17 protein-coding genes and 1 pseudogene are annotated in these 21,004 nt (G+C 71.4%); 9 read left to right on the top strand and 9 right to left on the bottom strand.

From position 1 onward, the window contains the following. Nucleotides 1-68: 68 nt before the first annotated feature. From AC27LF_RS15380 to AC27LF_RS15400, 5 genes are all read right to left on the bottom strand, one after another. Entirely contained in the window at nt 69-1,019 is a 951-nt protein-coding gene (locus tag AC27LF_RS15380; protein ID WP_479658910.1) for a dihydrodipicolinate synthase family protein, read from the bottom strand. Beyond that, the gene (locus tag AC27LF_RS15385; RefSeq protein ID WP_479658911.1) at nt 1,016-2,035 is read right to left on the bottom strand and encodes an ABC transporter ATP-binding protein; all 1,020 of its coding nucleotides are present in this window, start codon (nt 2,033-2,035) and stop codon (nt 1,016-1,018) included. Before AC27LF_RS15385 ends, AC27LF_RS15380 begins: the two co-directional genes overlap by 4 nt. 498 nt (nt 2,036-2,533) lie before the next feature. After that, nucleotides 2,534-4,510: a dipeptide/oligopeptide/nickel ABC transporter permease/ATP-binding protein gene (locus AC27LF_RS15390; RefSeq protein ID WP_479658912.1), complete on the bottom strand. Its 1,977-nt coding sequence runs from the start codon at nt 4,508-4,510 to the stop codon at nt 2,534-2,536. Then, nucleotides 4,510-5,469, bottom strand: coding sequence for an ABC transporter permease (locus AC27LF_RS15395; RefSeq protein WP_479658913.1), 960 nt, complete (start codon nt 5,467-5,469; stop codon nt 4,510-4,512). Before AC27LF_RS15395 ends, AC27LF_RS15390 begins: the two co-directional genes overlap by 1 nt. A 4-nt stretch (nt 5,470-5,473) precedes the next feature. Next, the gene (locus AC27LF_RS15400) at nt 5,474-7,093 is read right to left on the bottom strand and encodes an ABC transporter substrate-binding protein (protein WP_479659010.1); all 1,620 of its coding nucleotides are present in this window, start codon (nt 7,091-7,093) and stop codon (nt 5,474-5,476) included. A gap of 252 nt (nt 7,094-7,345) precedes the next feature. Here AC27LF_RS15400 and AC27LF_RS15405 point away from each other — a divergent pair, with 252 nt between their 5' ends. The 8 genes and pseudogenes from AC27LF_RS15405 (at nt 7,346) to AC27LF_RS15440 (ending at nt 16,007) form a co-directional block, all read left to right on the top strand. Then, nucleotides 7,346-8,062, top strand: a complete 717-nt coding sequence (locus AC27LF_RS15405) for a FadR/GntR family transcriptional regulator (protein ID WP_479659011.1) — start codon at nt 7,346-7,348, stop codon at nt 8,060-8,062. A 90-nt stretch (nt 8,063-8,152) separates the two neighbouring features. Continuing rightward, nucleotides 8,153-8,572 (top strand): annotated as a pseudogene (locus AC27LF_RS15410) (SH3 domain-containing protein); the annotation flags it as partial. Between the two features lie 531 nt (nt 8,573-9,103). After that, on the top strand, nt 9,104-9,910 hold the full coding sequence (locus AC27LF_RS15415; protein ID WP_479659012.1) for a collagen-like domain-containing protein: 807 nt from the start codon (nt 9,104-9,106) through the stop codon (nt 9,908-9,910). A gap of 640 nt (nt 9,911-10,550) precedes the next feature. Further along, nucleotides 10,551-11,342 carry an IPT/TIG domain-containing protein gene (locus AC27LF_RS15420; RefSeq protein ID WP_479658914.1) on the top strand — a complete coding sequence of 264 codons (792 nt, stop codon included), beginning with the start codon at nt 10,551-10,553 and terminating at the stop codon, nt 11,340-11,342. 148 nt (nt 11,343-11,490) lie between these two features. Then, complete coding sequence (locus AC27LF_RS15425) at nt 11,491-12,483, top strand: IPT/TIG domain-containing protein (RefSeq protein ID WP_479658915.1); 993 nt, start codon at nt 11,491-11,493, stop codon at nt 12,481-12,483. Between the two features lie 390 nt (nt 12,484-12,873). Continuing rightward, a complete protein-coding gene (recO, locus tag AC27LF_RS15430; RefSeq protein ID WP_479658916.1) occupies nt 12,874-13,623 on the top strand; it encodes a DNA repair protein RecO in 750 nt (249 codons plus the stop codon). 54 nt (nt 13,624-13,677) lie between these two features. Further along, nucleotides 13,678-14,577 carry an isoprenyl transferase gene (locus AC27LF_RS15435; RefSeq protein ID WP_479658917.1) on the top strand — a complete coding sequence of 300 codons (900 nt, stop codon included), beginning with the start codon at nt 13,678-13,680 and terminating at the stop codon, nt 14,575-14,577. 80 nt (nt 14,578-14,657) lie between these two features. After that, the gene (locus AC27LF_RS15440) at nt 14,658-16,007 is read left to right on the top strand and encodes a histidine-type phosphatase (RefSeq protein WP_479658918.1); all 1,350 of its coding nucleotides are present in this window, start codon (nt 14,658-14,660) and stop codon (nt 16,005-16,007) included. A 208-nt stretch (nt 16,008-16,215) separates the two neighbouring features. Here the strand turns inward: AC27LF_RS15440 and AC27LF_RS15445 are convergent, their stop codons facing one another. From AC27LF_RS15445 to AC27LF_RS15460, 4 genes are all read right to left on the bottom strand, one after another. Then, nucleotides 16,216-16,626, bottom strand: a complete 411-nt coding sequence (locus AC27LF_RS15445; RefSeq protein ID WP_479658919.1) for a Fur family transcriptional regulator — start codon at nt 16,624-16,626, stop codon at nt 16,216-16,218. Nucleotides 16,627-16,687: 61 nt separating this feature from the next. Further along, nucleotides 16,688-17,590, bottom strand: coding sequence for a metal ABC transporter permease (locus AC27LF_RS15450; RefSeq protein ID WP_479658920.1), 903 nt, complete (start codon nt 17,588-17,590; stop codon nt 16,688-16,690). Further along, entirely contained in the window at nt 17,590-18,375 is a 786-nt protein-coding gene (locus tag AC27LF_RS15455; protein WP_479658921.1) for a metal ABC transporter ATP-binding protein, read from the bottom strand. The genes AC27LF_RS15450 and AC27LF_RS15455 overlap by 1 nt, the downstream gene beginning before the upstream one ends. A gap of 26 nt (nt 18,376-18,401) precedes the next feature. Then, a complete protein-coding gene (locus AC27LF_RS15460) occupies nt 18,402-19,361 on the bottom strand; it encodes a metal ABC transporter substrate-binding protein (RefSeq protein ID WP_479658922.1) in 960 nt (319 codons plus the stop codon). A gap of 160 nt (nt 19,362-19,521) precedes the next feature. On the opposite strand from AC27LF_RS15460, the gene AC27LF_RS15465 reads away from it, so the two are divergent. Then, on the top strand, nt 19,522-20,904 hold the full coding sequence (locus tag AC27LF_RS15465) for a glycine--tRNA ligase (protein ID WP_479658923.1): 1,383 nt from the start codon (nt 19,522-19,524) through the stop codon (nt 20,902-20,904). Nucleotides 20,905-21,004 lie beyond the last annotated feature (100 nt).

Here is a 21,004-nt window from a genome sequence, read left to right on the forward strand (position 1 = left end):
CGGAGCCGCACATCGATGCAGCCCCGCGCCCCTTTGTCTTTGGGGCGCGCTCTAAGTTCTGCGTGTTCTTAAAGCAGGCCCGCTGCTGCCAGGTATTTGCCCACCTGTTCTGTTTCTGGTGGGGACAGCGGGGTCTGGGGGGCGGCGGTGGTCGGGGACGTGATGATTCCGCGCAGGTGCAGGGCCGTCTTGAACGCGCCGATCGCCGACGAACCGCCGCCCATCCGTGCCGGATCGCCCACACCGACCATGCCGAACAGGGCGCACAGCCGCTCCTGTTCCGCGCGGGCGCCCGCCCAGTCGCCGGCCCGGCACAGCCGGTACAGACGGACGTAGCCGTGCGGGTCGACATTGGCCAGGCCGGGCACGGCCCCGTCGGCGCCCAGCGCGAGCGCCGCGTCCACGACCACCTCGGAACCGGTGAGCACGGAGAACCCCGCACGGCCGGCCAGGCCCCGTGCGCCCGTCACGACCTCGCGGAAGCCGCCCAGGTCACCGCTGGAGTCCTTCAGCCCGGCCAGCACCCCGTCCCGGGCCAGCTCCAGCACCAGTCCCGCGGGCAGCTTGGAGTGCACGGCGACCGGGATGTCGTAGGCGATGACCGGAACCGTGCTGCGCCGCGCGACCAGCCGGAAGTGGCGGGCGATCTCCGCGGGGTGGGTGCGGGCGTAGAAGGGCGCGGTGACGACGACCGCGTCGGCGCCCGCCGCGGTCACCGCCGCGACATGGTCGAGCACCCGGGGCGTCGTCATGTCGATCGCCCCGGCCAGCACCGGCAGCCGGCCCGCCACATGCCCCGTGACCTCCTGCACCACCTGCCGCCGCTGCCGGTCGGTGAGATACGCGGCCTCCGAGGTCGAGCCGAGCACGAACAGGCCGTGCACGCCCGCCTCCACCAGATGGTCGACGAGCCGGAGCAGCGAGGGGACGTCGACCTCGCCCTGCGGTGTCAGGGGAGTGCACACGGGCGGTACGACACCGGACACCCCGGTCGGGCCGTTCGGGGCGGGGAAGGTCATGGCGGCTCCCTGGGAAGACTCTGGCGCACGAGGTCGCGGGTCGACTGGTCCTCCTCCACAGGATGATGACAACGGTAGCGATGTGCCGGGTGCGACGCGGCCGAAAAGTCCGGCATGACCGCGGCGCAGCGGTCGTCCGCGCGCCAGCAGCGGGTACGGAACGGGCAGCCGCTCGGCGGCCGGGTCGCCGACGGCACGGGGCCGGCCAGCGGAATCGGGTCGATCGGGTCGAGCAGGCCGGGCGTCGCGGAGAACAGGGCCCGTGTGTACGGGTGCCTGGCCCGGTCGGTGACCCGGTCCGCCGGGCACTCCTCGACGATCCGGCCGAGGTACACGGTGATCACCCGGTCGCTCATCCGGCGCACCGTCTGGATGTCGTGGGAGACGAAGACCAGCGCGAGACCCAGCCGCTCCCGCAGGTCCAGCAGCAGATTGAGGATCTGCGCGCGTACGGACACGTCCAGCGCGCTCGTCGGCTCGTCGGCGACCACCAGATCCGGGTCGAGGGCCAGCGCGCGTGCGATGGCGACGCGCTGCCGCTGGCCGCCGGAGAGCTGGCCGGGCAGGGCGTCGCCGAGGGCCCGGGGGAGACCCACCAGGGCCATCAGCTCGCGCACCCGCTCCTCGCGCGCGGCCCTTGACCCCCGTGCGTGCACGTCCAGCGGGTCCCGCAGGATGCGCCGCACCGGAAGCCGCCGGTTCAGGGCGGTCGACGGGTCCTGGAACACCATTCCGGTGCTCGCGCCCACCGTGGCCCGGCGTTCGGCGGCCGGCATGGACCACAGGTCGCGGCCCTTGAAGGACACCGTGCCCGAGGTCGGCCGCACCACCCCCACCAGGACCTTCGCCAGCGTCGACTTGCCGCAGCCGGATTCGCCGACGATGCCGGTGGTTTCGGCGGGGGTGACGGTGAGGTCGGCTGCGGTGAGGGCGCGGATGCGGTCGCGGGCGAGGAGGCCCCCGGTGCGGGCTCGGTGGGTGACGTGGACGTTGTGCAGCGCGACGAGTGCATTCACGTGACCGCCTCGTTCTCGGTTGTCGTCAGGTCGAGGGCGGGGTGGTGGCAGGCCGCGGTGTGGGTGGGTGTGCCCCGCGGGTCCGGCGCCGTCGTCCGGCACAGCCCGCCGGCCCGCGGGCAGCGGGCCGTGAATCGGCAGGTCGGTGACGCCCCGAGGGGGCGCGGGGAACTGCGCGACCGGCCACGACGGTGCCGCGGACAATCGACGGCATGGCGCGGCGCATCCAGCGGAGCGCTCAGCGTGTTCACGTGACCGCCTCGCTTTGGGTTGTCGTCAGGTCGAGGGCGGGGTGGTGGCAGGCTGCGGTGTGGGTGGGTGTGCCCCGCGGGTCCGGTGCCGTCGTCCGGCACAGCCCGCCGGCCCGCGGGCAGTGGGTCGTGAATCGGCAGGTCGGTGACGCCCCGAGGGGGCGCGGGGAACTGCGCGACCGGCCACGACGGTGCCGCGGACAATCGACGGCATGGCGCGGCGCATCCAGCGGAGCGCTCAGCGTGTTCACGTGACCGCCTCGCTTTGGGTTGTCGTCAGGTCGAGGGCGGGGTGGTGGCAGGCTGCGGTGTGGGTGGGGGTGCCCCGCGGGTCCGGTGCCGTCGTCCGGCACAGCCCGCCGGCCCGCGGGCAGCGGGCCGTGAACCGGCAGCCCGCCGGGAAGTCGGCCGGTGCCGGGACGACCCCGCTGATCTGGGTCAGCCGCTCGGCCGCCGACTCCAGCGACAGCACGCTGCCCAGCAGCCCGCGCGTGTAGGGGTGGGCGGGCGCCGCCACCAGGTCCGCGGTCACGCCGGTCTCCACGATCTGCCCGCCGTACATCACCGCCACCCGGTCGGTGACGTCCGCGACCAGCGCCAGGTCGTGCGAGACCAGGATCAGCGCGAAGCCCAGTTCGGCCCGCAGCCGCAGCAGCAGCTCCATGATCTGCGCCTGCACGGTCACGTCCAGGGCGGTCGTCGGCTCGTCGGCGACGATCAGCTTCGGATCACGGGACAGCGCCATGGCGATCAGGACGCGTTGGCGCTGACCGCCGGAGAGTTCGTGCGGATAGCTGCGCAGGGTGCGCTCCGGGTCGAGCCCGACCAGGGTCAGCAGCTCGGCGGCGCCGCGCCGGCCACCGCGCCGCACCAGCTGCTTCAGCTGGGCGCGGACGGTCATCGCCGGGTTCAGCGAGGACAGTGCGTCCTGGTAGACCATCGCCATCTCATGGCCGAGCAGCCTGCGCCGCACGCGCGTCGGCTCGGCGAGCAGGTCCCGCCGGCCGAACCGGATCCGACCGGCGACCCGGGCACCCCTGGGCGGCAACCCCATGATCGCGAGCGCGGTCAGCGACTTGCCGCAGCCCGACTCGCCGACCAGGCCCAGGACCTCGCCGGGCCGCACCTCGAAGCTGATCCCGTCGACCACGTCGACACCCGCGTGCCGGTCCGGGAACCCGATGGCCAGGTTCTCCACCGCGAGCACCGGCTGCCCGCCCGGGTCGGGCAGCGGACGCGCCCGGGCCCGCAACCGCCGGGCGGCATCGGCCAGTCGGGGCAGCGGCAGCAGCTCGCCGCCGGGTTCCGGCACCGCCGGCCGGTCGTCGTCCCCCCGCACGTCCACCGCGCGGGCCGCGGGGGCAGCCCAGGCGTCCGAGACGCCCTCGGCGAGGACGTTCAGGGACAGCACGGTGACCAGCATCAGCAGCCCGGGGAAGACGGTCGCCCACCAGCCGCCGGTCAGCACCATGTTCTTGCCGTCCGCGATGACGCTGCCCCACGACGGGTCCGGCGGCCGCACGCCCGCGCCGATGAACGACAGCGACGCCTCGAAGACGATCGCCTCGGCGACCTGCACGGTGCAGAACACCAGCACCGGGGCCGCGCAGTTGACGGCGACGTGCCGCAGCACGATGTGCGGCGTGCGGGCGCCGATGACCCGTTCCGCCGTCACATAGTCCTCGCCGTACTGGTCGAGGACGTTCGCCCGCACCACCCGGGCCACCGGCGGGGTGAACAGGAAGGCGATCGCGCAGATCAGTACGGCGATGCCACCGCCGAACACGGCGACGAGCACCGCGGCGAGCGCGATGCCGGGAAAGGCCATCACCACGTCGAGGCAGCGCATCAGCGTCTCGTCCACCGCCTTGCGGGAGGTGGCCGCGAGCGCCCCGAGCAGCGCGCCCACGACGAGGGCGAGCGCGGTGGCGCCGAGTCCGATGGCGAGGGACCAGCGCGCGCCGTACATCAGCCGGCTCAGGATGTCCCGGCCGAGGCTGTCCTGGCCCATCCAGTGCTCGGCGGAGGGATGCCCGGTGCCGCCGACCGGTGTCTGCTGGTCCAGCGGGTCGTCGGGGGCGAGGAGTGGCGCCAGCAGGGCCGCGAGGACGACGACGGCCAGGAAGCAGACGGCCGCCTTAGACAGGGCGGGCAGTCGGCGCGGGCCGCGCGGCCGGGCACCGGGCCGGGACAGCCGCGCGGTGAGGCTCTTGCGGGTGAGCATCAGGCGGCCTCCCTCAGCCGCGGGTTGACGAGCAGATAGAGGACGTCGATGACCAGGTTGACCACCACGAACCCGGCGGCCGTCGTCAGCACCACCCCCTGGACCACCGCCGGGTCGCCGTTCTGCACCGCGTCGATCATCAGCTTGCCCATGCCGGGCAGCGCGAAGATCGTCTCGATGACCACCGCGCCGCCCAGCAGATAGCCGACCCGCAGCCCGAGCACCGTCAGCGGGTTGATCAGCGCGTTGCGCAGCACGTTCCGGCCGACCACCACCCGGGGCGGCAGCCCGCTGCCGATCGCCGTGCGCACATAGTCCTTGTCCAGTTCCTCCACGACGGCCGTCCGCACGATCCGGGTGAGCTGCGCGGCCACCGGCAGTGACAGCGCGAGGGCGGGCAGCGCCATGGTGCGCAGCCAGCCGGTGAGGGAGTCCGCCGGGTTGACGTAGCCGCCGGTCGGGAACCAGCCCCGGTCCACCGACAGGTACTGGATCATCAGCAGCGCGAGCCAGAACCCGGGGGCCGCTACCCCGGTCAGGGACAGGACCCGGATGACCTGGTCGGGCAGCCGGTCCCGGTGGATGGCCGCCGTGACCCCGCCGGCCAGCGCCAGCAGCACCGCGAGGCCGAGGCCGAGGAAGGTCAGCTGGAGGGTGAGCGGCAGTGCGGTGGTGACCTGGTCGACGACCGGTGTCCGGGTCAGCGCGCTGGTGCCCAGGTCGCCGTGGAGCAGATCGCCGACGAAGCGGACGTAGCGCACCGGGAGCGGGTCGAGCAGCCCGTTGCGTTCCCGGAAGTCGTGCAGCTGCCCGGGTGTCGGGTTGGCCCCCTGGAAGAACGCGGACGCCGGGTCGACGTCGGAGAACCGCATCACCAGGAACACGAAGAGCACGATGCCGAGGAGCAGCGGCACCAGCAGCGCGATGCGGTGCAGCAGGATACGGACGACGGCCGTCATGCCGTCAGACCCACTTGGCCTGGAGGAGGTTGATGCCGGGATACGGCTGTGCCCTTATGCCGGTGAGCCGCTTCGGGTCCCAGGCGGTCATCAGCTCGTTGTGCACGACCGGATAGAGCACGGCCTGCTCGGCGACGACGTCGATGTAGTCCTGGACCATCGCCGTCTTCCGGTCCGGGTCCGGCTCCCGGGTCGCCCGGTCCATGTCCTTGAACAGCTGTCTGGCCACCGGGTCGTCGGCCCACCGGGTGTAGCGCATCCACAGGTTGGCAGGACCGTAGTTGTAGTGCATGATCAGGTCGGCGTCGAGGCCGAACTGGTTGGGGTTCGAGGCGGCGGCGACGACCTGGTAGTCCTGCTTCTGGTCCATCTTGGTGAACACGGCCGTGGTCTCCTGCGGGGACAGCGTCGTCCGCACACCGATCGCGTCCCAGGACGCCTTGATGGTCGGCAGACAGTCCACGATCCAGCTGACGTTCACCGCGAGGACGTCGATCTTCAGGTTCCGCACCCCGGCCGCCGCCAGCAGCGCCCTCGCCTTGGCCGGGTCGTGGTCGTACACCGTCTTCGCCCGCCGGTAGGCGGGGTTGCCCTCATTGAGGAAGGACGACGACGGCGTCCCGTGCCCCTTCAGCGCGACCTCGACCATCTTCCGGCTGTCGATGGCGTAGTGCAGCGCCTGCCGGACCCGTACGTCGTCGAACGGTTTGCGCGCGGTGTTGAACATCAGGAACAGGTTGTTCATCCCGGCACCGCCCGCGACGCTCAGCCCGTCCCGCTCCAGCCGGGGGACGGCGGCGTACGGGATGTTGTCGGCGATCTGCGCCCCGGCGCCGGCTCCGGAGATCTTCGCCACGCGCGGGGCGGCGTCGACGATGGTCAGCCAGTTCATCTTCTGGAACGCGGGCCTGCGCGGACCGTTGTAGTCGGCGAACGCCTCGAAGGTGGTGTTCGACTTCGGGTGGTGCGCGGTCTGCCGGTACGGCCCCGAGCCGATCGCCTTCCCCCTGATCGCGTCGTCCCACGCACCGGGCCGCGAGAAGACATGCTCCGGCATGATCTTGGCGAGGGTGAGCCGGGAGAGCCCGTCCGGGAAGGGGAACTTGAGCACCAGCTCGACGTTCCGCGCGTCGACCTTGCGGACCTCCCGCAACCAGCTCTCGAAGAAGCCCTTGGCGACGGTCTGGGTGCCCGGGTCCAGGATCCGGTCGAAGACGAAGACCACGTCATCGGCCGTCACCGGCTTGCCGTCGTGGAATCGGGCGCCCGGCCGCAGCGTGAACCGCCACGTGGTGGCGTTCGGATCGGCCGGCGCCCGGGTGGCCAGCGCGGGATAAGGGTCACGGGAGATCGGATCGGTGTCCAGCAGCCCCTCGTAGATGTGATGGTTGGCGGCCATGCAGAACGCGGACGCCGTCTGCGTCGGGTCCCAGCTGCCGTCGTTGCCGTAGCCGATCACCGCGGTCAGCGTGCGGTTCCGGCCGTCCCCGCCGCCGGTGTCGTTCGTGGACTCGGGCCCGGCCGAACAGGCCGCGAGCGACGGGGAGAGCGCGGCGGCCGCACCCAGCGCGCCGCCGTACTTCAGGAACGACCGGCGGTGCGGGGCCGGCACCTCGTGGGTCATGTCGTCGCGCACGGTTTCCTCCAGGGGGTCCGGAACAGGGTTCGCACAGGCGGGTGGAGGGATACGGCAGAGGAGATACGACGTCCTACGTCCGGCCGGTCAGCGTGACCATAGGAGTGCCAGTGGGACCGGTCAAGGGATCGCACACGAATGGCGTAGCCGCCACAGGTCGCACCAATGACGCAGCGAAATGGCGGGAGTTGGCGCTGGTGACACCGGGAGATGGGACGTGGGACGTCCCCTGTGCGTAGCATGCGGCGCATGCCCGCAGGGGAGCCCGGGAACAACCGGATACAGCGCGCGGTCGTCCAGCTGATCCTCGACCGCGGGCTGCGGCCCGGTGCGCCGCTGCCCACCGAGACGGAGCTGATGGGCCGCCTCCGCGTCAGCCGCAACTCCGTCCGCGAAGCACTCAAGGCGCTCCAGGCCCTGGACATCGTGGAGATCCGGCACGGCTACGGCAGCTACGTCGGCCGGGCCTCCCTCGCCCCGCTGGTCGACGGCCTCACCTTCCGCACGCTGACCCGGCACGACGACGACCCCGGCGCCCTGGCCGAGGTCCTTCAGGTCCGCGAGGTGCTGGAGGAGGGGCTGATCCGCCGGGTGGCGGCGACGGTGACCGAAGCGGACCTGGACCGGCTGGAGTCGGTGGTCTCCCGGATGGAGGCGGCGGTCCTGGCCGGCCGCCCCTGCCCCGAACTGGACCGCCGCTTCCACGAGTTGCTGTACGTACCGCTCGGCAACGCCCTCGTGCCGCAGCTCCTGGGCGCGTTCTGGACGGTGTTCCGCCGGGTCTCCGGCGCCCGCGGCTGGCGAGACGACCCGGCGCCCGAGGTCACCGTCCGCCGGCACCGCGACATCGTCACCGCGCTGCGCGCCCGGGACGGCGCGGGCGCGCAGCACGCGATGGCCGTCCACTTCCGCGGCATCGAGGCACGCGCGGCGCATCGGTCACGCGGAGTGGGGTGAGCGAGTCCTCGGGGGCCTATTAGCAGACTATTTGCGAGCCCCCCGGACGATCCCTGTGCCGCTTTTGAGTCACTAGGGCCAAGTTTTCTTATGTTCTTGACGGAATGTGGCGTTTGCTGTTCGCACCTCATCCCTCACACTTCGTCAGGAAAGGCACGGTGGGTTTTGGTGCATGGGGCTGTCAAGGCCAGGGGCGTCTCGTCGCTGGCACTCGGGGCCGTGAGCCTCGGCCTTACCTGGGGCCTGTGCGGCCCCGTCGCCGCACAGGCGCAGTCGGCGGAGGGCCGGGCGAACGCCCAGGCCGCCGCCTCGCAGGCGGCGCGGTTCGCCAAGGGAGCGGGGGTGAACAGACATCAGCGGCTCGTACGGGCCGCGGTCACGGGGACGGTGACCGCGACCACGGGCGTGAACATCCGTGAGCAGCCCTCGACCGACTCTGCGGTCCTGGGCTCGTTCCCGTTCGGGGCGAGCGTCAGCATCCTGTGCTGGGACGTGGGCACTCCGGTGGACGGCAACACCGTCTGGTACCAACTGGCGGACCGCCCCGGCTGGGTGACCGCCCGCTGGGTCGCCGCGACCGGCGTCCCGTACTGCGACGGCCAGATCGGCCCCACCGGCCCGACCGGTGCGACCGGTGCGACCGGTGCGACGGGTCCGACCGGCGCGGCCGGTTTGCATGGCGCCACTGGCGCGACGGGTCCGACGGGCGCGGCTGGGTTGAACGGGGCTACGGGTCCGACGGGCGCGGCTGGTCTGAACGGGGCTACGGGTCCCACCGGCGCGGCTGGGCTGAACGGGGCTACGGGTCCGACCGGTGCCGCTGGTTTGAACGGGGCTACGGGTCCGACCGGTGCCGCTGGGTTGAACGGCGCGACCGGAGCCACCGGCCCGACCGGTGCGGCTGGTCTGAACGGCGCTACGGGCGCGACCGGCCCGACCGGCGCGACGGGTGCGGCCGGTTTGAACGGGGCTACCGGTCCCACCGGTGCGGCCGGTTTGAACGGTGCCACGGGTCCGACGGGTGCGGCCGGTTTGAACGGCGTGACCGGCCCGACGGGTGCCGCCGGTCTGAACGGCGCGACGGGCGCCACCGGTCCCACGGGTGCCGATGGCGCCATCGGTGCGACGGGTGCGACGGGTCCCACGGGCGCGGCCGGTCTGGACGGTGCGACGGGTGCGACCGGTCCGACCGGTGCGGCCGGTCTGGACGGTGCGACGGGCCCCACCGGTCCGACGGGTGCGGCCGGGCTGGCCGGTGTGACGGGTCCCACCGGTCCCACGGGCGCCGATGGTGTGACGGGTCCGACGGGTCCCACGGGCGAGACCGGTCTGAACGGTGCGACGGGTGCGACCGGTCCGACGGGCGCGGCCGGTCTGGACGGCGCGACGGGCCCCACCGGTCCCACGGGTGCGGCCGGGCTGGCCGGTGTGACGGGTCCCACCGGACCCACGGGCGCCGACGGTGTGACGGGTCCGACCGGTCCGACGGGTGCCGGCGGCGCCGTCGGTGCCACGGGTCCGACCGGCCCCACCGGTTCCGACGGTGTCGCCGGTCCCACCGGCCCCACCGGTCCGACGGGCCCCGGCGGTACCACGCTGACGCAGGCGCTGGACTCGCCCCTGAACCCGCAGACGATCCCCGCCGGCGGCACGATGACGCTCCAGGGAGGTGACTGCAGCACCCTCGGGTCCTTCATCGCCGTCAGCGGCGGGGAGAGCCAGGTGTCGGGGTCGGGTCTGGTACAGACGCTCACGAGCACTCCGGGCAACGCCTGGACCATCACCGTCACCAATCCCGGCGCCGACGCCGCCACGGTCAACGTCGTGTCGCTCTGCCAGCCGATCTGATCCCCGATCCGATCCCGAGCGAAGAACACAAGAGCAAGCGGTCTGTGCCGCCCACCTGTCCGGTGGGCGGGACGGACCGCTTTTCGCGTTCGGCCGGACATCGGGAAACGCAGTAATATTTTCAGACTTAGGTGCGCCGGAGCATTTTTCCGGGCCGTTCGCGCAGGTGGTACGCCTGTGGTGCAGGCGGCCGTGCGCTGCTCCGAATGAGCGAATCGACTGCCCCGCTCTTGCGGTGACGGTCACTCAGATGGATTACTGAGTTTTGACAGATTGACTGAGTCTCATGGTCACGCTCAGCACTGGCTGAAGTCGATGACCCCGCGCCTTCGGCGCCCCCCTCTCCCTTTCTTCCGTTCTTCTTTCCCCGTCACCTCCTCACCGTTGAACCGGCTCGGGACGAGCCGCCGTTCCGTTGAGGCCGCGGAAGCCAGGCATGCGGGGCACTTCCCGCCCACGCTCCGCGCATCCGCCCCCGCATTCCCGGCCCGCACGAGCATGCGCCGACGCCGGGCACCGCACCGTTCCACCGCCCGGACGGGCCGGCATGCCCAGTCCGCCTGAACACCCATGGCCGGCAAGACAGTTCGGCCCATGCCATCACCGCCCGATCACGCGGCCAACCGCGAAAGGAATCAACATGGCAACCATCACCTCGATCAGCACGGGCAACCCCGGCTCCGCCGGACAGCTCATGACGATCAACGGAACCGCCCTGTCGACGGCCACCAGGGTCAACTTCGGCAACAAGTCGGCCCCCGCCACCGTCGTCAGCAGCACCCAGATCACCTGCACCATCCCGTCGTTGTGTGCCGGGCAGTACAACATCAACGTCACGGCCGGCACGTCGACCACCAACTCCCTGCCGTTCTTCTACGCGGCCACCCCGGCCGTCGCGGCCGTGACACCCACCGCGGGCCCGGCCAGCCCCGGCACCATCACCGTCAGCGGCAGCGGCTTCCTGAACGCCACGGCGGTGACCTTCGGCGCCATCGGCGCGGGCACCGGGCTGACCGTGGTCAACGACAGCGAGATCACCGTCACCGCGCCCGCGCACGGCGCCTTCACCGGCTGCCAGGACACCGTCGACGTCACCGTCACCACCCCGGGCGGAACCAGCACCACGAGCGTCGCCGACCAGTTCGTCTACTTCAACGCTCCCGCGGTGACCAGCCTCAGCCCGGCCACCGGGCCCGCCGGAACGAACGTCACCGTCACGGGCACCTGCTTCGACAACGTGGTCAACGCGACCTTCACGCCGACCGCCGGCGGCGCCGCGATCCCGGCCAGCAGCTTCACCTCCGTCTCCGAGACCCAGCTGATCGTCGTCGTCCCCGCCGGCCTCACCGCGGGCACGACCTACGACCTCCAGGTCATCACCCCCGGCGGCACCAGCGCGATCGTCGCCGGCGACGTGTTCACCGGCGCCTGACCCCACCCGCCCAGGGCCGCCGATCGCCCCTTCCCTCCGCGCCGGCCGCCCTGGGCACCTCCTCGGGAGCGCACCGGCCGCCGTGCCCCGACCCGGCTCCTGGCCGGGGCACGGCGGCCCCCGCTCCGGCACGTGGAAAGGAGCACCCATGGCGCCGACCATCACCGGCCTCAGCCCCACCCAGGGACCGGCCGCGGGCGGTACGCCCGTCACGCTCACCGGCAGCGGCTTCACCGGTGCGACGGCGGTCAGGTTCGGCACGAACCCGGCACAGTTCAGCACGCTCAGCGACACCACCATCTCCTGTACGACACCCGCCGGTTCGGGCTCGACCGCCGTCACCGTCACCAGCCCCGCCGGCACCAGCAACAGCGTGACCTTCACCTATCTGCCCGCCCCGGTCATCAGCTCGATCACCCCGGCCCAGGGCCCCGCCGCCGGCGGGAACACCGTCACGCTCACCGGCACCGCGCTCTCCGGCGCCGCCGTCGTGTTCGGCGGCCACAGCGCCACCGTCACCGGCAACTCCGGCACCCAGATGACCGTCCTGGCCCCCGCGGGCTCGGCGGGTGCCGTCAATCTCACCGTCACCACGAACGGAGGGACCAGCACCCCGGTGGCCTATTTCTACGTCCCCCTGCCGAGCGTGGACAGCGTCTTCCCCGCTCTGGGGCCGACCCTGGGCGGCAACACGGTGACCATCACGGGCAGCAATCTGACCCTCGCCGGCGCCGTACGCTTCGGCTCCCGCGCGGCCTCCGGCGTCACCGTCGTCTCGGACGGCCAGATCACCGCGCCGGCCCCGTTCGGTTCCGGAACCGTCACCGTCACCGTCACCACGCCGGGCGGCACCAGCCTTCCCGGGGTCGGCGACCCCTACTACACCTACGTCGCACAGCCGGTCGTCTCCGGTCTCAGCCCCAACCAGGGGCCGGCCGCCGGCGGAAACAGCATCACCATCACCGGCAGCAACCTGACGTACACCGACAGCGTCACGGTCGGCGGCACGCCCACCGAGTTCGTCACGGTCTCCGACACCAACGTGGTGGCCGTAGCACCCGCGGGCACCCCCGGCACGGCAGCCGTCACAGTCCACACCCCCGGCGGCACCACCAACGCCGGCTACCAGTACACAACGTGAAAGGCACACGCCGGCGGGGCCGCGCCCCGTCAGGGCCGCGGGGACCTACGCGCCCAGCCACATCGCACTCGCGCTTGCGCACGGCGGTGGGGTCGTGCCCCGTCAGGGGCGCGGGGAACTGCGCGCCCAGCCACATCGCACTCGCGCTTGCGCACGGCGGTGGGGTCGTGCCCCGTCAGGGGCGCGGGGAACTGCGCGACTAGCCACAACGCACCCGCGCCCGCGCACGGCGCCCGGGAGCCCCAAACCGATTGCGGGGGCAGGGGGGCTGCAAGCCCCCGGCTGAACGCCCACCACAGCTCACCGCACCCACACCCGCACCGCACACCGAGAGCACCGCACACTGAGAGCACCGCACCGCGCACCAACCGCATGCGGGAGAATGACCCCATGACTCTGTTCCGCGACGACGGCATCGTGCTGCGCACCCAGAAACTGGGCGAGGCGGACCGGATCATCTCGCTGCTCACCCGCGGCCACGGACGGGTGCGGGCCGTGGCCCGCGGCGTACGGCGCACGAAATCCAAGTTCGGGGCACGGCTGGAACCGTTCTCCCACGTCGACGTGCAATTCTTCGCGCGCGGCAGCGAACTCGTCGGCCGCGGGCTCCCGCTGTGCACACAGAGTGAGACCATCGCACCCTACGGTGGCGGCATCGTCACCGACTACGCCCGCTACACCGCCGGGACGGCGATGCTGGAGACCGCCGAGCGGTTCACCGACCACGAGGGCGAACCCGCCGTACAGCAGTACCTGCTGCTCGTCGGCGCGCTGCGCACGCTGGCCCGCGGGGAGCACGCCCCCCACCTCGTCCTCGACGCCTTCCTGCTGCGCTCCCTCGCCGTCAACGGCTACGCCCCCAGCTTCGGCGACTGCGCGAAGTGCGGCATGCCCGGGCCGAACCGGTTCTTCTCGGTCGCGTCCGGCGGTTCCCTGTGCGCGGACTGCCGGGTCCCCGGCAGCGTCGTACCCTCGCCGCAGGCCCTCGTCCTCCTCGGCGCGCTGCTTACGGGAGACTGGGGGACCGCGGACGCGTGCGAGCCGCGGTACGTCCGGGAGGGGAACGGGCTGGTGTCGGCCTACCTGCACTGGCACCTGGAGCGCGGGCTGCGCTCACTCCGGTACGTGGAAAAGTCATAGGCACGGTGTCGGCGCCGGCGGCGCGGACACCGTTAGTAGGGAGACGAGAAGCACATGGTCGTACGCGGGATTCTGGGGCGCCAGCGGCGCGAGTACAGGGCGCCGGAGCCGCACCCGTCCGGTGCCCGCGCCCCGAAGCTCCCCGGCGAACTGGTCCCCGAGCACGTGGCCATCGTCATGGACGGCAACGGGCGCTGGGCCAAGGAGCGCGGGCTGCCCAGGACCGAGGGGCACAAGGTCGGCGCGGAGCGGGTGCTTGACGTGCTCCAGGGCGCGGTCGAGATCGGCGTCCGCAACATCTCCCTGTACGCCTTCTCCACCGAGAACTGGAAGCGCTCGCCCGACGAGGTCCGCTTCCTGATGAACTTCAACCGCGACTTCATCCGCAAGACCCGCGACGAACTCGACGCCATCGGCATCCGGGTGCGCTGGGTGGGGCGCATGCCCCGGCTGTGGAAGTCGGTCGCCAAGGAACTCCAGGTCGCCCAGGAACAGACCAAGGGCAACGACCTGCTCACCCTGTACTTCTGCATGAACTACGGCGGCCGGGCCGAACTGGCCGACGCGGCACGGGCGCTGGCCGAGGATGTGCGGGCCGGCCGGCTCGACCCCGGCAAGGTCACCGAGAAGACCATCCAGAAGTACCTCTACTACCCGGACATGCCGGACGTCGACCTGTTCCTGCGCCCGAGCGGCGAGCAGCGCACCTCCAACTACCTGATCTGGCAGAGCGCTTATGCCGAGATGGTCTTCCAGGACGTGCTGTGGCCCGACTTCGACCGCCGTGACCTGTGGCGCGCCTGTGTCGAGTTCGCCTCCCGCGACCGGCGCTTCGGCGGCGCGATCCCGAACGAACAACTGCTGGCCATGGAAGGAAGGACGGAAGGAGAGCCGCAGGCGGAGACGGACGGAGAGACGGGCGGGGAGACACAGGGAACACAGGCCACCTCCTAGCCACGGCGCGTTCACACCGGCGGCCGACGATGCGGAAGATCACCCGGTCTTCCGCGTCGCCTGAACGAAACGGACCGCCCATGAAACGCATCGCCCCCGCGCTCGCGCTGTGCGCCCTGCTGGCCGCCGCGCTGCCCGCGCAGGCCGCAGACGGCCTGCCGCACCGGGAGGGCTACGGCACGAAGGCGCCGTACGCCCCGCAGCAGAATCCCGGCACCTACCAGCGGCCCCCGGCCGGCTTCACCCCCGTCTTCACCGAGAACGTCTCCCGGCACGGCTCCCGCGCCGCCTCCGACAGCGAGGACGGCGACCTGATCCTCGCCCTGTGGGACCGGGCCGCGGCCGAGGGCCAACTCACCCGGAAGGGCGAGGAGTTCGGGCCGACCGTGCGCGCACTGCTGGACGCCATGGCCGAGGTCGGCTACGGCGAGCTGAGCGGGCGCGGCGAGCGGGAGATGCGGGACACCGCCGTACGGCTCGAACGGCGGCTGCCGGGGCTGTTCGCCTCGATCGCGAAGAACGGCGAGAAGATCGACGTGGTCAGCTCCGGGCAGGGGCGGGCCGTCGACAGCGGTGACCGGTTCGCAGGGGCGCTCGCCGACGCCGAACCGGCGCTGCGGCCGCTCATCGGACCCACCCGCACCGACAAGGACCTGCTCTACTTCCACAAGGCCGCGGGCGGGGCCGCCTACCGCGACTACATCGAGAACGACCAGCGGCTCGCCGCCACCCTCAAGGGCATCACCGGACAGCCCGCGACCGACCGCGCGGCCCGCCGGGTGCTGGAGCGGCTGTTCCGGCCCGCCTTCGTCCAGCGGATCGAGGCCGGCGAGTTCGCCTCGACCGCCGACGCGGTCACCGCGGCCGAGGCCGTCTACAACCTGTACGCCATCGCCCCCGCGATGAGCGAGGAGAGCCCCGGCGGCAGGGGCTGGGGGATGGACCGCTTCATCTCCGCGAAGGACGCGGCCTGGTTCGGCTATCTCGGAGACGCCGAGGACTTCTACGAGAAGGGCCCGGGCTTCGCCGACAGCGACATCACCTACCGGATGGCCGACGTCCTCCTCGATGACTTCTTCGCCCAGGTCGAGGCCAAGCGGAACGGCACCGGCGACCTCGGCGCGGAGCTGCGGTTCACCCACGCCGAGGAGATCATCCCGCTGGCCGCGCTGCTGGGCCTGCCGGGCAGCACGAAGCCGGCGACGCCGGGGCAGCCGTACACCTACGCGAACAACCCCTGGCGGGGCGCGTCCGTGGCATCACTGGGCGCCAACATCCAATGGGACGTCTTCAAAAAGGGCAACCGCTACCTGATCCGCATGCTCTACAACGAAAAAGAAACCCCCTTCAAACCCACCTGCCACCCCCTCACCAAGACCAGCAAGTTCTACGACCTAACAGAACTAAAACGCTGCTACAACCGCCCCTAGGGGCGCGGGGAACTGCGCGAGCAACCACAACGAACCCGCACCCGGCACCGAACCCGCACCCCAACGGCGCCCAGCCGCGCCAAACCCACCTCACCAACCCAGCGCGGCTGAGCGCAATCCCCAAGGGGCGCGGGGAACTGCGCGCCAAGCCACGACGAACCCGCACCCGGCATCAAATCCGCACCCACAACGGCGCGTACCCACCGGCTCAACCAGCGGCGCACTCCGCACAGGTCCCAAAAACCTCCACCGTATGCGCCACATTCACAAACCCGTGCTCCGCGGCGATCCCCTCCGCCCACTTCTCCACCGCGGGCCCTTCCACCTCGACCGCCTTGCCGCAGGCACGGCACACGAGGTGGTGATGGTGTTCGCCGCTGGAGCAGCGCCGGTACACCGACTCGCCGTCGGAGGTGCGCAGGACATCGACCTCACCGGCGTCGGCGAGGGACTGGAGGGTGCGGTAGACCGTGGTCAGGCCGACCGAGTCGCCCTTGTGCTTCAGCATGTCGTGGAGTTCCTGCGCGCTGCGGAACTCGTCGACCTCGTTCAGGGCCGCCGCGACGGCGGCCCGCTGACGGGTCGAGCGGCCCTTCACGGGCGGTCCAGCGGTCGTCACGGGTTGCCTCCTCACAGTTCTGCGTCTGCCGGGCCATTGTGCCAGTTGGGCCCGCGCCCGGTCAGACACCGACTTCGTCGCCGGCCCCCCGGGCGACCGGAATCGAGCACTCCGCGGGGTCCCCGGGCGGCTGCGCGGCGGCGAGCGCCCGGGCGCGGCGCCGGGCCAGCGGCGTGGCCAGCGCCGTCAGCAGCACGAACGCGGCGATCGTCAGCAGCACGATGGTCGCGCCCGGCGGCACGTCCTGGTAGTACGACGTGATCGTGCCGCCGATCGTCACGGTGACGCCGAGGGCGACGGCGATCGCGAAGGTGGCCGCGAAACTCCGGCTGAGCTGCTGGGCGGCGGCCACCGGGACCACCATCAGCGCGCTCACCAGCAGCAGGCCGACCACGCGCATGGCGACGGTCACGGTCACCGCTGCGGTGATCGCCGTCACCAGGTTCAGCGCCCGTACCGGCAGCCCGGTGACCCGGGCGAACTCCTCGTCCTGGCTGACCGCGAACAGCTGGCGGCGCAGCCCCAGCGTGACCAGGACCACGAACGCGGCCAGCAGGCAGATCGCCGTGACGTCGGACTGCGACACGGTCGACAGCGAGCCGAACAGGTACGACGTCAGGTTCGCCGTGGAGCCGGTCGGCGCGAGGTTGATGAACATGACACCGCCGGCCATGCCGCCGTAGAAGAGCATGGCGAGGGCGATGTCGCCGCGGGTGCGGCCGTACCAGCGGATCAGCTCCATGAGGACCGCGCCGAGCACGGAGACGGCGGTGGCCATCCACACCGGCGAGGTGGACAGCAGGAAGCCGAGGCCGACGCCCGTCATCGCGACGTGGCCGATGCCGTCGCCCATCAGGGCCTGGCGGCGCTGGACGAGGTAGATGCCGATGGCGGGGGCGGTGATGCCGACCAGGACGGCGGCGAGCAGGGCCCGCTGCATGAAGGCGTAGTCGAGGAAGTCCATCAGCTCAGCAGTCCCGTGCGGATCGGATCGGCGCCCGCGGGTGCGTGCGGGTGCACATGGTCGTGGCCCGGCAGGGCATGTTGACCGACCGCGCGCGGCGGTGGACCGTCGTGCAGCACACAGCCGTCGCGCAGCACGACCGCCCGGTCGATCAGGGGCTCAAGCGGGCCGAGTTCGTGCAGCACCAGCAGGACCGTGGTGCCCTGGGCGACCTGGTCGCGGAGCGTTCGGGCGAGCACTTCCTGGCTGGCCAGGTCGACGCCCGCCATCGGCTCGTCCATGATCAGCAGTTCGGGTTCGGCGACCAGGGCGCGGGCGATCAGGACCCGCTGGTGCTGGCCGCCGGAGAGGGCGTTGACGGAGTCCTTCGCCCGGTCGGCCATGCCGACGAGGTCCAGGGCGTGGCGCACGGCCGCGCGGTCGGCCCGGCCGAACAGCCCGAACCGGGTGCGGGAGAGCCGCCCGGAGGCGACGATCTCGGTGACCGTCGCGGGCACCCCGCCGGCCGCGGTGGTCCGCTGCGGTACGTAGCCCACGCGCCGCCAGTCCCGGAACCGCTCCCGGTCGGTGCCGAACAGTTCGATCCGCCCGGCGGCGAGCGGTACTTGCCCGATGACGGCGCGGATCGCGGTCGACTTGCCCGACCCGTTCGCGCCGAGCAGCGCGACGACCTCACCGCGGTGCACGGTGAGGTCGATGCCGCGCAGGACGGGGCGCGAGCCCAGCTCGGCATGGACGCCGCGCATCGATATGACGGGCTCGTCCTTGACGTCGTCGACGCCCATGCCGTCCTCCGTAACGATCGGAACGATCACTTGCTGCCCAAGGCGGTCTGCAGCGCCTTGAGGTTCGCTTCCTGGACCGAGAAGTAGTCGTCGCCCCGGGAGTGGTCCGTGATGCCCTCGATCGGGTCGAGGACGTCGGTCTTCAGCCGTGCGTCCCGGGCGATGGTCTTCGCGGTCTTGTCGCTGACGAGCGTCTCGTAGAACACGGTGGTGACGCCGTCGGCCTCGGCCATCTTCTCAAGGTCCTTGACCCGGGCGGCGCTGGGCTCCGACTCGGGGTCGAGGCCGTTGATGGCCTCCTCGGTCAGGCCGTAGCGCTCGGCGAGGTAGCCGAAGGCGGCGTGCGTGGTGATGAAGACCTTGGTCCTGGTGTTCGCCAGGCCGTCCTTGAACTGCTTGTCGAGGCCGTCGAGCCTCTTGACCAGGGCCGCGGTGTTCTTCTTGTAGTCGGCCGCGTGGTCCGGGTCGGCCTTCTGGAATGCCGTGCCGACGCCCTGGGCGACCTCGGCGTAGCGCACCGGGTCGAGCCAGATGTGCGGGTCCTTGCCGCCGGACTCCTCGCCCTCGTGGGTGTCGTGCTCGGCCGCGTGCCCGCCGACCTCGTTGCCGTGCTCCTCCAGGGTGGTCAGGGAGGCGGCGTCGATCTTCGTCTTGATCTCGGACTGGGCGACGGCGTCGTCCACGGAGGGCTGGAGGTTCTTGAGGTAGAGGACCGCGTCGGACTCCTGGAGCTGCGCGGTCTGCTTGGCGCTGATCTCCAGGTCGTGCGGTTCCTGGCCGGGCTGGGTGAGACTGGTGACGTGGACGTGGTCGCCGCCGATCTGCTCGGCGAGGAAGGCCATGGGGTAGAACGACGCGACGACGTCGAACTTGCCGGTGTCACCCGCCGCCGCGCTGTCGCTGGAGCAGGCGGAGAGGGTGGCTATGCCGAGGGCGGTGGCCGCGGTCGCCGCGGCGGCGGGTATGAGTCGTCGTCGTACGTTCATGACAGTCATTTTCACCAAATATGGAAACGGTTGTCAACAAGCTCCCCTGCGGTGCTGGGGGGCCCACCGATTTGGTCGAGGGGGAGCCTGCGCCGGTAACCTGAGGCATTCGCTGGAAGCATCTCGCTTCGTCGCCCGTCGTCGTAATGAAGAGAGCACCGTGGCCGCCGACAAGATCGACACCATCGTCAGCCTGAGCAAGCGCCGTGGCTTCGTATTCCCCTGCAGTGAGATCTACGGCGGCCAGCGTGCCGCCTGGGACTACGGGCCCCTGGGTGTCGAGCTCAAGGAGAACATCAAGCGCCAGTGGTGGCGCTACATGGTGACGTCGCGCGAGGACGTGGTCGGTCTCGACTCGTCCGTCATCCTGGCCCCCGAGGTCTGGGTGGCCTCCGGCCACGTCGCGACCTTCACGGACCCGCTGACCGAGTGCACCGCCTGCCACAAGCGGTTCCGCGCGGACCATCTGGAGGAGGCGTACGAGGCCAAGCACGGCCGCATGCCGGAGAACGGCCTCGCGGACGTCAACTGCCCCAACTGCGGCAACAAGGGCCAGTTCACCGAGCCCAAGCAGTTCTCGGGCCTGCTGTCCACCCACCTCGGTCCGACCCAGGACTCCGGCTCGGTCGCCTATCTGCGCCCGGAGACCGCCCAGGGCATCTTCACCAACTTCGCCCAGGTGCAGACCACCTCGCGCCGCAAGCCGCCGTTCGGCATCGCCCAGATGGGCAAGTCCTTCCGCAACGAGATCACGCCGGGCAACTTCATCTTCCGCACGCGCGAGTTCGAGCAGATGGAGATGGAGTTCTTCGTCAAGCCGGGCGAGGACGAGAAGTGGCAGGAGTACTGGATGGAGCAGCGCTGGAGCTGGTACACCGGCCTCGGCCTGCGTGAGGAGAACATGCGCTGGTACGAGCACCCGAAGGAGAAGCTCTCCCACTACTCCAAGCGCACGGCCGACATCGAGTACCGCTTCAACTTCGGCGGCAACGAGTGGGGCGAGCTGGAGGGCGTCGCCAACCGCACCGACTACGACCTGGGCGCCCACTCCAAGGCGTCCGGCCAGGACCTGTCCTACTTCGACCAGGAGGCTGGCGAGCGCTGGACGCCGTACGTCATCGAGCCGGCGGCCGGTGTCGGGCGCGCGATGCTCGCCTTCCTGCTCGACGCGTACGTCGAGGACGAGGCGCCCAACGCCAAGGGCAAGATGGAGAAGCGCACGGTGCTGCGGCTCGACCACCGGCTCGCCCCGGTGAAGGTCGCCGTGCTCCCGCTGTCCCGCAACCCGGAGCTGTCCCCGAAGGCCAAGGGCCTCGCCCAGGCGCTGCGCCAGCACTGGAACATCGAGTTCGACGACGCCGGCGCCATCGGCCGCCGCTACCGGCGCCAGGACGAGATCGGCACGCCGTACTGCGTGACGGTCGACTTCGACACGCTGGAGGACGACGCGGTGACGGTCCGTGAGCGGGACTCGATGAAGCAGGAGCGCGTGTCGCTGGACCAGATCGAGGGCTACCTGGCCGGCCGCCTCCTGGGCAGCTAGCCCCTGCCGGGGGTTTGCCGCCGCCCGGGAGCTGCCGTCCCGTGGGCATCGCGGCCCCGGGGGACCACCGCCCCCTGGGGGCTGCCGCCCCCGACCCCCG

Source organism: Streptomyces diversicolor (genome assembly GCF_057537855.1).